The following is a 12,250-nucleotide window of genomic DNA, read 5'->3' on the forward strand; positions in this document are numbered from 1 at the left end:
TTCCTGGCAGAGTCACCAAAAAAACTAACTACGATTCTGGCCATTCCATTTGGGATCCTTCTTAATATGTACATTAGATATAAAACCAAAAACGATTTTTAATGGGTGTTACTAGAGTTTTGCAGGTTTTTACGGTCATGAATCGGGGTGGGGCAGAATCTATGATTATGAACTATTATCGAAAGATTGATAAGAACAAGATTCAGTTTGATTTTTTGGTACATAGAAAAGAAAGAGGAGCTTTTGATGATGAGATAGAGAGCTTAGGTGGTAAAATATATAGATTTGATCCGATTAATCCTTTTTTTCCAAAGCAATATTATCAAGCGTTAAGAACTTTTTTTAAAGAGCATACTGAATATTCAATAATTCATTCTCATCTTAATACTTTTAGTCCTTTTCCGTTAAAAATAGCTAAGGAGTTTGATATTCCTTGCCGTATAGCTCATGCGCATATTGCAATTAATGAAGTTAATCTGGGATCTTTTTTCAATCCCAAAGAAGGTATCAAAGAAACACTGAAGAAACTTGTAAAGTTTCAACTCAAAAAGAAAATAAAGCGTGATCCTTCTCACTTCTTTTCTTGCGGGGAAAAAGCGGGTAAATGGCTTTTTGGAGATATACCATTTACCATGATGAACAATGCTGTCGACACCCGGGATTTTGCATATGATACATTGGTAGAGAAGAGGTATAAAGAAAAATTTGGTTTGCAGGATGAATTGGTAATAGGCCATATTGGTCGTTTTGTGAGTCAAAAAAATCATTCTTTTTTACTACAGATTTTTGCAGCGCTATTAAAAGAAAACCCCAATTCTAGTCTTGTTTTGATAGGGGATGGTCCTTTACGAAGTTCGCTGGAAAAAGAAGCTAAAAATCTAGGGATTTACCATAAAGTTCACTTTTTGGGAGTTCGAACCGATATCCCGCAACTATGCCAGATGATGGACGTTTTTGTATTTCCTTCATTTTATGAGGGACTTCCAGTTACTTTGATTGAAGCACAATCGGCAGGATTAAAAGTTCTTGCATCTGATACAATAACCACAGAAGTATGTTTAACCGATGATATACAATTTTTATCAATTACAGATACTCCAAATGTATGGGTTGATAAGATATTGGCCGGTGCCTCATCAAATAAAGCTAATAATGTTGAGGTGATAACCAATAAGGGTTATGATATTTTAAAAAACACAGAAGTGTTTCAGGATTTTTATTTAAAACAAGTAAATAAGTAACATGGGAAGTTTACAAGAGAAAATTTACGAAAAATCCCCACATTTTATTCAAAATTTGATTGTATCTGCGTATAATGTTTTAGCATATAAGAAAAGATATTCAGGGAAATATGCAGATTTTATGAAATACTATAAAGCCAATAGAAACTTGTCTTTGGAAGAGTTAAAAAAAATACAGGCTAAAAAATATAGTGAATTTATAGAATATGCGATATCCAATTCTAACTATTATAAGAAAACCTTGGGTGATTTGTCAAAGGCAAAAGATATATCCAATATTCAAAGTCTTCCAATAATTAATAAAGAAACCTTACGCAGTAATTATTCTAGTATTTATACGATACGTAAGGATGAAGGAATTGTTTCCAAAACAGGAGGAACTACAGGTAAATCTTTAGAGGTTTTGTATACGCACAAAGATGTTCAGGAACGTTTTGCTTTACTCGACAATTTCAGAAGTAGTTTTGGATACGAACTAGGAAAAAATACAGCTTGGTTTAGTGGTAAAAACTTATTGAGTAACCGTGACATTAAAAAAAACAGATTTTGGAAAACAGATTACATTTATAAGGTAAGGTATTATTCTACTTTTCATATTCATGGGAAGTATTTGAAATATTACCTAGAGAATTTGATTGCATATAAACCCTTATACATGGTCGGTTTTCCATCAACTATGTACGAAATTGCAAAGTACGGATTAGCACATGGGATAGACTTCCCTGCGAATACTGTTAAGGCGATATTTCCAACGGCAGAAACAATTACTCAAGATATACGAGAAGTATTGGAAGGGTTTTTTAAAACAAATCTGTATAATCAATACGCTTCTTCAGAAGGAGCGCCCTTCATTCTTGAATGCGAGAACAAAAAACTTCATCTCGAGTTGCAAAGTGGGGTTTTTGAAGTGTTGGACGAAAAAAATCAACAGGCCAAGGCAGGTCGTTTGGTGGTAACCTCATTTAATACTCACGGGACTCCTCTAATTCGTTATGATATTGGAGATCAAATTGAGTTAGGAGAAGGCACTTGTGATTGCGGAAACAATAATCCTTTGGTGAAAGAGGTCCTTGGCCGAATATCAGATTATATATATTCTGAAGAAACAGGAAAAATAAACCTCGGCAATGTTTCTAATTGCTTAAAAGGAGTAAAAGGAATCATTAAATTTCAAATTATACAGGATGCTATAAATGAAATTTTGGTTCTTGTTGAAAAGGATGAAAAAGTCTACACTTCAGAATATGAAAAAGTATTTCTCAAGAATTTAAGAGACAGGATGGGACAAACAATCGGTATAGAAATACAACATGTTGAGGAAATACCAGTAGAGAAAAGTGGTAAATTCAGGCTGATAAAAAACAATGTAAAAGAAAAGATCTAAACTAATTTTGTATGCTATTTAATTCATTCGAGTTTTTCTTTTTCTTATCTATCATTTTTGTTGCCTATTGGTTTATTGCCCATGAAAGGATAAAGCTTCAAAACATTCTTTTATTAATAGCTAGTTATGTGTTTTATGGCTGGTGGGATTGGCGTTTTTTATCACTTATTGCGCTTAGTACAATTACCGATTTTATTGTTGGACATAAAATCTACAATTCTGACCAAAAGCAAGTTAGAAAAAAGTGGCTTTGGGTGAGCATCTTTTTTAATTTAGGTTTGTTGGGATTCTTCAAATACTATAATTTTTTTATAGAGTCCTGGATTGATATTTTTACTTCTATAGGATACGAATTGAAAAGCACCTGGACTTTGCAGGTGATTCTCCCGGTTGGAATTTCTTTTTACACTTTTCAGACATTGTCTTATTCGATAGATATTTACCGCAATAAATTAAAGCCTACAGCAGATTTTGTTGCTTTTGCGGCATTTGTATCTTTTTTTCCTCAGCTGGTTGCCGGACCTATTGAACGGGCAACGAATTTGGTACCACAGTTTTTAAAAGAAAGAAAATTTACGTATCAGGCATTTTCTTATGGAATCAAGTTAATGATTTGGGGATTTTTTCTGAAACTGGTAGTAGCCGACAGAGCAGCAATATATGTAGATGCAGTATACGGTAACATTGAAAACCATGATGGTTTAAGTTTTATTGCGGCCACGGTACTATTTGCTTTTCAAATTTATGGAGACTTTGCGGGGTATTCGTTAATTGCAATTGGTACTTCAAAACTTTTTGGTTTTGATTTGATGACCAACTTCAGGCGACCCTATTTTGCAGCTTCAGTGAGCGAATTTTGGACCAGATGGCACATTTCATTGTCTACATGGTTTAGAGATTATCTTTATATTCCCTTGGGAGGAAATCGTGCAAAAAAGCCACGTTGGTTATTTAATCTTTTTATTACATTTTTAATTAGTGGTTTATGGCATGGAGCCAATTGGACATTCGTAGTGTGGGGAGCATTAAATGGCGCTTATTTAATTCTAGAAGTGCTCATATTTAAGAAAAATAGAAAAGGGGTACTAAATGTACTTCTCACTTTTGTTCTAATCAATTTTTCATGGGTTTTCTTTAGAGCTAATAGTGTTTCAGATGCTTTTTATATGATTAAAAAGATAGTAACTGTTCCGGGTCGATTGTATATTGGAAGCGGTGATGATATTGCTGCATCAATCTATGCTACATTGGCTATTGCTATTCTTTTGATGGTTGAATTTAAAAAAGAGTATTTTGATAATGTATTTTCGATATCAAAACACAAATTTGAATGGGTACGATTGATGGGGTATGCAGTTTTAGTTTATATGATCCTTTATTTTGGAGTATTTGATAAGAGTCAGTTCATTTATTTTCAGTTTTAAAAATGATTAAGAGAGAATTTAAGTTATCGCTTGTTAAAATAGGAAAGTTTATTGTTGTCTTTCTTATTGCTGATTTTTTGTTGGGTACAATGTCAAAGCAATTGTTTTTCAACCAGGAAACAGGAAAATATGCAAGGTCAACCCATGCAATAAAGAAATCTGAAGATAACGTTTTAATATTTGGAAGCTCGCATGCACATAGGCATTATGTTCCAGAGGTTTTTGAAAAAGAATTAAATAAGACGTGTTATAATGTTGGGGCAGAAGGACAACAGTTATTGTATCACCTGGCTCTTCAACAGATGATTTTTAAGCGTATAAAACCCAAACTTATCATTCTCAACATTGATGAGGGTTTTCTGTATTCTTCAAAAGAAGCCTATGATAGACTAGGGGATCTTCATCCGTATTATGAAGAGTATAAAGATGAATTGCGGCCAATATTAGGGTTGCAATCAAAACTTATCGATTTTAAATTGTTTTTTAAGTCCTATCAAACAAATTCAACAATCGTTCATGCACTTAGATATCATTTGTCACCACAAATTGATTATAAAGGGTATCGTCCTTTATTCGGAAAGGTTGCTTTGACTAACAAATCGAAAATGTTAAAAGTTAATAGAAGAGAAATTGATAGTAATTTTGTTACAGCCCTAGAAAGATTTATCGATAGTGCAAAGAAAAATGATGTAGATCTTGTTTTTGTCACCTCACCAAAGTTTGATCCCATAGATAATTCAGAAAACGAATCATTTAAAAAAATAATGAATATAGCTGTAAATGAAAATGTTACAGTGATGGATTTTTTTAATTCCAAACAATTTTTGAACCAAAACGATTTGTTTCATGATCCTTCTCATTTAAATGATGATGGTGCTAAATTGTTTAGTAAAGCCGTAGCAAATAAAATTAGGAATCTAAAATAAAAAACGGCCAAGATTATCTTGGCCGTTTTTTAAACTAAGATTGTTTTTTAGTTTAGTTATTTTGAACAACATTATTGTTTCCTTCTATATCATTTGTAGCAACACCTGCCAAAGTTTGATTGTTTCTTATAACAGAATTATCACCGCGATAGTATATAAAAGGTCTGTCTTCAGATTCTCCTTTATTGCCTTCGATAGTAAGATTGTTGAAACCATTAATATTAATACCATTATTAAAGCCCTTAACTTTAAATGTATTATTACGGATCACAATATTTGAATCTGCTCTTACATCACTTGGAGAACTCCCCAAAATACCGTTTCCTTGTCCGCCGGTATCTGTATTTTCTATAATATTATCTTCAATAGTAATATTTTTTGAAGTTTCACTGTTCGAAATATGCACGGTAAATGGAGTGTTATTTATAATATTATTTCCTTTAAACAATACATTTTCTGAAGCATCTATACGGAAACCATTATTAAATGTATTGTCAATAATGTCAACACCAATGGTACCTCTCATCATTCCAAAGTTACCAGTGTTAAAATTATTTTCTCTAAATACGAATTTATAATCTCTTTCTTCAGGTTGGAAATTCACTACATCCAAGAATACAGATCTTCCAACTACATCAATCGTATTGTTACGCACAACTACATTATCTACATAATCAAGTGCATTGATACCAAAACTAACCTCTATGTCTGATGTAATAGTGTTATTGTAGATTTCAGAATCTTTAAGAGCATTCATCATGATACCAACTCCACAGTTGATAATCTTATTGTCAAAGATTTTGATATCCTGATTATACGCTTTGATACCCACACCAAAATTCATAATTGTATTCCCTGAAATTATATTTCCTCGGTTTCTTCTTCTTCCTTCGTCTGATTTAATTCCGGCATCAATACCACCTTCTCTAATGATATTGTCAATGATTTTTACATTGGAAGCAATATTATAGGCCATAGGCTTTTGCATATCGTTTCCAATAAATGTGATATCGTTTCCTCCAGATGCTATAAAAGAAGCACCCGCACCACCTTCTTCGATACAATTACGAATAATTACACCATCTATTTTTTGTCTTTCATCTGGTTCTACATCGATACCAGCTTTTGGGGAACTTCCTACAGAAAAATCAGTATCTATTCCGGCTCTGTAGAACTTTGAGTTTTCTATGATTACTTCTGTACCGTCAGTAACCGAAAGGTTGTTACGTCTATTAGAGTCAAATGTGCATCCGGTTACTAATATATTTCTACTTGGCACATATTCTGGGTCTTGAGCAAATTTTAAACTATTTACAGATAACCCTGTAGTACCAGAATTACTCATGTGTACATTCTCAACTATAATATTTATACCTGTTGTTATATCAACAAGAGTAGCAGATCCATTTGGAGTAGGGCCATGTTCGTCACGTTCTCCAATGATATAACCACCAGAAAGTTTCACATTTTCTACACCTCTTATTTTAAACATTCTTGTCGAGAAGTTTCCGTTTGCAGGAAAAACGCGCATTCTTGTGTTTTCTGACATTTGAAAATGGAAGTCTGAAGGTAAGAATACGGCAGGAACAAAAATATCTGCCGAATCAAAAAATGCATCCATTTTGTTAACGGTAAAGGTAGAAGCTCCCATTTCTTTTGTAAGAGTAACTACTTTTTGAAGCATTTCATGATTTTTGAAGGCTTCTGGTTGAGTAACATTACCTTCAGTAATTTCCCATCGAACCGGGAAAAACCTGAAAGTAGGGTCAATTAACGTCACATCGCCTTGTAGCTCAAGTTTTGAACTCATTAATCGTCCATCAATCTTACCGCCACTAGAAAAGTTTAAGGTACCGTTTATAATATCACCTTTATCAAATTCGAAAGTAACATTTGCTGGTAGATTGATAGTTTCTCCTTGAAGATCCAAAATACAATCAATAACAAAAGTTTGATTAGCGGTCACTCCTGATAAATCAAAATCACAAGGAGTTGTAGCTGTATTGTCAGGGTCTTCTGGATCAGGGTCTGGATCAGGATCGGGAGCTGGGTTGTCTGTATCTGGATTACCTCCATCAGGTTCAACCTCTTCAAAATTTTCGTTACTACATGAAATAGTAAAAACTGTTAATAAGAATAACAAAAAGAAGGGGGATGTTCTCTTCATGGCACTCAGTAAATTTGGTTATAAAATTTAGTTTAAGTAGTTATTCTCTCATATAGTATTTTTAAATTCGTTAGCAAAGAAACGTATTTTCATCGGTATTATTGTGCGTTATATCGATAAAAAATGTTAAAATTTACTTAAAATTAAGTTATTGAAAATCAAAAACTTGCAATATTACGGAATAACCGTAAAATAGCAAAGGGTATTTGGTTCTTTTGTAGAATCCTTATTTCAGACATAATATTTTTAGAATTTGATAAATCACGACTTTTGGGTTCCAAAAACTATCAATAACCCTCGAAAAGAATATCTTATGTCTATATTTGCAACCTAATTATAAAATCGGATTAGAATTTTTTGTTTTAATGGAAGGGAAGAACAAAATCATAAGGGTTACTACCGTACCTATATCATTGGGGAGATTATTAGAAGGGCAATTAAAATTTATGTCACAATATTATGAAGTTGTTGGTGTTTCCAGCAAAGGCGATGATATGCTTCAAAAAGTTGGCAAGCAAGAGGGGGTTAGGGTGATCCCGGTCGAGATGACTCGTAAAATTACACCGTTTAAGGACTTAATGGCGGTGTACCAACTTTATAAAATCTTCAAGAAAGAGAGACCTTATATTGTACATAGCCATACTCCAAAAGCCGGAACACTTTCTATGCTAGCGGCAAAACTCGCCAGTGTTCCACATCGTTTACACACCATAGCTGGACTGCCACTATTAGAAGCTCGAGGGGCAAAAAGACTTTTGTTGGATACCGTAGAGAAGTTTACTTATCGCTGCGCAACGATGATATATCCAAATTCCTATGGACTGGAAAAAATAATTTTACAAAATAGGTTTACAAAACCAAGCAAACTGAAGGTTATAGGAAATGGAAGCTCAAACGGAATAGATACTTCATACTTTGATCCAGAATTATATAGTCAACAAGACAATAAAGCGTTAAAGAAGCAACTTAATATATTAGATAAGGATCTCGTTTTTGTATATGTTGGAAGGTTTGTGACTGATAAAGGAATTAATGAGTTGATCAAAGCCTTTAAAAAACTTAATGTCACAAATAAGGATGTAAAATTACTACTTGTGGGAACTTATGAAAAGGAATTAGATCCTCTTTCTGAAGAAACTGAAACTGAAATTAATACAAATCCCAATATTATATCTGTAGGTTGGCAGGATGATGTGAGACCATATTTTGCTATCTCTGATGTTTTAACTTTTCCAAGCTATAGAGAAGGTTTTCCAAATGTAGTAATGCAAGCCGCTTCGATGGGGTTGGCAAGTGTTGTTACCAATATTAATGGTTGTAATGAGATTATTTCTAATAAAGACAATGGGCTCATTATACCGGTTAAAAATGAGGAAGCACTTTATGACAATATGAAAAAAATGATTGAAAATGAGGAGCTTCGATCTAATATGGCAAGCAAAGCCCGTAATTCTATTACTAGCAGGTACGAGCGAAAGCTGATCTGGAAGGCAATATTAGAGGAATATGAAACATTGTGAGGTTTTTGATTTCTTGCTTAAAAGTTGTTTGTTTTGGGTATAGAATTCAATAATTGATTGTATATTTGTGCTTGATTTTAGTAATGAAATCAAAAGATGAAATTCTAGTCGTGTTCCCTAACAATACAATGAATATTCATTCATAAATCCCCCGATACATTATTATTAAAAATGTGCTCAATATTTTTTATTGGGTCTATATAATTTATTGTTGATTATAAGGGTATTATGATTTGTATTTATTTAAATTTTAGCAAATGGTTTATACTTTTGCTAATTTTAGTTTAAAGAGACCAATATGATACTGTTTTAAATTGTTGTAAGGTGTATAAGTTTTTTTTCAAAAGAGTTATTGATTTTAGTATTTCATTGATCTTACTAATTCTCATTTCCCCAGTATTATTATTACTTACAATTTTTCTGGCTATAGCCAATAATGGAAAACCTTTTTTTATTCAAAGAAGGCCAGGTAAACATGAAAGAATCTTCAGTATTGTTAAGTTCAAAACAATGAATGATAAAAAGGATGATGAAGGTAATTTATTGCCAGATAAGGATAGATTAACCAAAGTTGGAAGCTTTGTAAGAAAAACATCGCTTGATGAATTACCCCAATTATTTAATGTATTAAAAGGAGAGATGTCGTTAATAGGGCCTCGTCCTTTAATTATTGAATATCTACCTATCTATAACGACGAGCAAAAAAAGAGACACAATATAAGGCCCGGGATAACCGGGTGGGCGCAGGTAAATGGAAGAAACTCTATAACCTGGAAAAAAAAGTTTGAATATGATGTGTGGTATGTTGAGAACCTTAGTTTGCTCACAGACTTGAGAATAATTGGGATCACTCTCAAAAAGGTAATACAAAAAGAAGATGTTAATTTGTCAAATGAGTTAACATCAGAATATTTTAACGGTAATAATTAGTTTTATTGTAGATAAAATAAATGGGTAAGAATTTAGAAGTTATAGCCTTAACAAAAAAAATGTTAAGGGATGCGATAGATCAAAACACGTATTGGAAAAAGGATGCTCGCGCTCCTATGCCAAAAAGTAAAGCTATTTGGTTAGTATCCAATACAAGAATAGAAGAGGAAGATTACTGTGGCGTAATTGGGTATGAAGATACCGAGATGATTTCCTTTATTTATATGTTTCCCGATCTTGCAAGTACTCCCAATGACAAACCAAAAAAAGTATATTGGATGATATCCTGGTGGGTGTCACCGAAGTATAAAGATACAGTTCTGGGAACCTATATCTATAATGAAGCGGTTAATCTTACCGGTAAGCAAATACTAATAAAATCATATGCCGAAAACGTCACTGCATTTTATGAAAAACAACCTTTTACAGTTGTTGCTTCAAGACTTAGGCATACGATATTTTTTAGTTTGGATGCTTCTATGCTTATAGGGCGTTTCCGGTTCTTAAAGTCATTCAAGTTCTTTTTGAATATTTTTGATAATTTATCATATAGGTTTCTTAGAGGTATAAATAAATCAAAATTGAAGAATCGTGTAAAGGGTTTATCTTACGATTATATTAATCAAATTGATGACGAGACCTGGAGCTTTATAGAACCACTGTGTAAAAATGATTTGATTTATAAAACAAAAGAATATATAAACTGGCAACTTAGTAACATTCAATATACACAGGCACCGTTGCTTTGGAAACATCCTTACAGATATCTACAGACTGGAATAAGTGATAATATTCATCTGCATAACTTGAAAATAATGAAAGGTGAAGAAACAATTGGTTTTCTCTCGTATGTGATAAACTATAATGAATTTAATATCAAATATTTTTTGGTAAAAGATGAGCAAAATTATGATACATGCGTGGATGCTTTAATTGAAAATCTTATTCAGACCAAAAGAACATTTATTTTTACAGATGATAGCCGATTATCTGATACAATTTCAAAACGATACAAAACAATCTTTAGGCATAAGGTAACCAAGAAAGGGTTGGCGCATGATGAAACTAATCTGGATCTTGAAAATATCAATTTGCTGAATAGAGATGGGCACTTTTATTAACCAAATTGTTAATTGACCAATAATAAATAACCAATGGAATTTGTAAAAAGATTACAAAAATCGATCGAAAAGCATGCTGATAACAATGTACTTTGTATTGGTAATACTTTTTTTACATATCAAGATTTTGCTCAAGAAATATCTAAGATAAGATCAGAAGTATCAAAGAAAATACCCGAATCTGAAAAATTAATTGGGTTGGTAACCAATGATGATCTTCAAACATACGCCAGCATAGTCGCTCTTTGGTTCGAAGGGAAAGCGTATGTTCCTGTAAATCCAGCTACACCTATAGAACGAAATACAAAAGTTTTTGAGTTAACAGACACAAAATATGTACTTGATTCTTCAGATTCGACAGTATATAAAGATTTCGAGGTCATTGCGTCCAAAACAATTTCTGAAACTGAAGTTAATCTAAAACCCAAAGAAGTAAAGGGAGACCAATTAGCCTATATACTATTTACATCTGGGACCACAGGGCTTCCCAAAGGTGTACCCATTACTTTTGATAATGTAAATGCTTTGGTAGGTGCAATTGACGCCGAACCAGAATTTAATCTGGTCCCTACAGATCGATGTTTACAGATGTTTGAACTCACTTTTGACTTTTCGGTAGTAACCTATTTGTTTCCGCTTTTGGCAGGATCCTGTATCTATACGATCCCAAAAGGAGCAATAAAGTATTTTTATATTTTTAAATTAATCAAAGAGCAAAAACTTACGGTTCTCACTATGGTACCTTCGATCATTAATTATCTGCGACCATATTTTGCAGAGATTAATGCTCCAGACGTGAGATATTGTAGTTTTGGAGGAGGAGCTTTGCATAATGATATAGCAAAAGAATGGAGTGATTGTCTTCCGAATTGTAAAATATTTAATTACTACGGACCAACAGAATTTACAGTATATAGTGGGTTTTACCCATATCATAAAGAAACAGATACCAAAAATCATAATGGTGTTATTGCGATTGGTACACCACAAAAAGACACACAATACCTTGTCGTAAATGAACAGAATGAAGAAGTATCTTTAAATACAACAGGAGAATTGTGTTTGGCGGGCCCTCAAATTACTCCAGGATATTGGAAAAATGAAGAACGAAATTTACAGAGCTTCTTTGTAAGAAATGAAAACGGAAAAGAAATTAGGTATTATAAAACAGGAGACCTTTGTTTTAAAGATGAAGACGGGGACTTTTTGTATGCCGGACGCGCAGATTTTCAGGTAAAAATTCGAGGATACAGAGTCGAATTGGCAGAAATTGAATTTCATGCTAAAGCCAAATCAAAGAAAAAAGTGAATATGGTTGCCATAGACATTACAAATAATCTTGGTAATGCTGAATTAGGTCTGGCTATAGAATCGGAGGATTTTGATACCGAAGATATTTTTACTCATATGAAATCTAAAATGCCAAATTACATGATTCCGATGCATGTGCGGTTTATTAAGGAGTTTCCTCACAGTATTAACGGAAAAATTGACAGAAAAAAATTAAGAACATATTTCGATATAAATAAATAATTGA

Annotated in this window: 9 protein-coding genes; 8 read left to right on the forward strand and 1 reads right to left on the reverse strand. The window is 32.9% G+C overall.

Translation table 11 applies throughout. The features are described 5' to 3' along the window. The first annotated feature begins 101 nt into the window (after positions 1 to 101). Genes U6A24_RS22170 through U6A24_RS22185 form a run of 4 tightly spaced genes read left to right on the forward strand, consistent with a single transcriptional unit; the run spans position 102 to position 4,975 of the window. Complete coding sequence (locus U6A24_RS22170) at positions 102 to 1,241, forward strand: glycosyltransferase family 1 protein (protein WP_324182219.1); 1,140 nt, start codon at positions 102 to 104, stop codon at positions 1,239 to 1,241. A gap of 1 nt (position 1,242) precedes the next feature. Continuing rightward, positions 1,243 to 2,625 carry a phenylacetate--CoA ligase family protein gene (locus U6A24_RS22175; RefSeq protein WP_324182220.1) on the forward strand — a complete coding sequence of 461 codons (1,383 nt, stop codon included), beginning with the start codon at positions 1,243 to 1,245 and terminating at the stop codon, positions 2,623 to 2,625. An 11-nt stretch (positions 2,626 to 2,636) separates the two neighbouring features. Next, positions 2,637 to 4,049 (forward strand): MBOAT family O-acyltransferase, encoded by a 1,413-nt coding sequence (locus U6A24_RS22180; protein WP_324182221.1) that lies wholly within the window; start codon positions 2,637 to 2,639, stop codon positions 4,047 to 4,049. A 2-nt stretch (positions 4,050 to 4,051) separates the two neighbouring features. Then, positions 4,052 to 4,975, forward strand: coding sequence for a hypothetical protein (locus tag U6A24_RS22185; protein WP_324182222.1), 924 nt, complete (start codon positions 4,052 to 4,054; stop codon positions 4,973 to 4,975). Between the two features lie 52 nt (positions 4,976 to 5,027). Here U6A24_RS22185 and U6A24_RS22190 read toward each other — a convergent pair whose 3' ends face one another. Beyond that, positions 5,028 to 7,142 carry a right-handed parallel beta-helix repeat-containing protein gene (locus U6A24_RS22190; protein WP_324182223.1) on the reverse strand — a complete coding sequence of 705 codons (2,115 nt, stop codon included), beginning with the start codon at positions 7,140 to 7,142 and terminating at the stop codon, positions 5,028 to 5,030. Positions 7,143 to 7,507: 365 nt separating this feature from the next. Between U6A24_RS22190 and U6A24_RS22195 the strand changes: the two genes are divergently transcribed. From U6A24_RS22195 to U6A24_RS22210, 4 genes are all read left to right on the forward strand, one after another. Continuing rightward, positions 7,508 to 8,662: a glycosyltransferase family 4 protein gene (locus tag U6A24_RS22195; RefSeq protein ID WP_324182224.1), complete on the forward strand. Its 1,155-nt coding sequence runs from the start codon at positions 7,508 to 7,510 to the stop codon at positions 8,660 to 8,662. 324 nt (positions 8,663 to 8,986) lie between these two features. Continuing rightward, a complete protein-coding gene (locus U6A24_RS22200; protein WP_324182225.1) occupies positions 8,987 to 9,592 on the forward strand; it encodes a sugar transferase in 606 nt (201 codons plus the stop codon). A 20-nt stretch (positions 9,593 to 9,612) separates the two neighbouring features. Continuing rightward, a complete protein-coding gene (locus tag U6A24_RS22205; RefSeq protein ID WP_324182226.1) occupies positions 9,613 to 10,713 on the forward strand; it encodes a hypothetical protein in 1,101 nt (366 codons plus the stop codon). Between the two features lie 33 nt (positions 10,714 to 10,746). Beyond that, the gene (locus U6A24_RS22210) at positions 10,747 to 12,246 is read left to right on the forward strand and encodes an AMP-binding protein (RefSeq protein ID WP_324182227.1); all 1,500 of its coding nucleotides are present in this window, start codon (positions 10,747 to 10,749) and stop codon (positions 12,244 to 12,246) included. Positions 12,247 to 12,250 lie beyond the last annotated feature (4 nt).

This window comes from Aquimarina gracilis, from assembly GCF_035285365.1.
In the GTDB taxonomy this organism is placed as follows: domain Bacteria; phylum Bacteroidota; class Bacteroidia; order Flavobacteriales; family Flavobacteriaceae; genus Aquimarina; species Aquimarina gracilis.

What these genes read in the sequence shown, in the direction of transcription:
- U6A24_RS22170 (WP_324182219.1), top strand. Translation starts at nt 102, where the DNA reads ATGGGTGTTACTAGAGTTTTGCAGGTTTTTACGGTCATGAATCGGGGT.
- U6A24_RS22175 (WP_324182220.1), top strand. Translation starts at nt 1,243, where the DNA reads ATGGGAAGTTTACAAGAGAAAATTTACGAAAAATCCCCACATTTTATT.
- U6A24_RS22180 (WP_324182221.1), top strand. Translation starts at nt 2,637, where the DNA reads ATGCTATTTAATTCATTCGAGTTTTTCTTTTTCTTATCTATCATTTTT.
- U6A24_RS22185 (WP_324182222.1), top strand. Translation starts at nt 4,052, where the DNA reads ATGATTAAGAGAGAATTTAAGTTATCGCTTGTTAAAATAGGAAAGTTT.
- U6A24_RS22190 (WP_324182223.1), bottom strand. Translation starts at nt 7,142, where the DNA reads ATGAAGAGAACATCCCCCTTCTTTTTGTTATTCTTATTAACAGTTTTT.
- U6A24_RS22195 (WP_324182224.1), top strand. Translation starts at nt 7,508, where the DNA reads ATGGAAGGGAAGAACAAAATCATAAGGGTTACTACCGTACCTATATCA.
- U6A24_RS22205 (WP_324182226.1), top strand. Translation starts at nt 9,613, where the DNA reads ATGGGTAAGAATTTAGAAGTTATAGCCTTAACAAAAAAAATGTTAAGG.
- U6A24_RS22210 (WP_324182227.1), top strand. Translation starts at nt 10,747, where the DNA reads ATGGAATTTGTAAAAAGATTACAAAAATCGATCGAAAAGCATGCTGAT.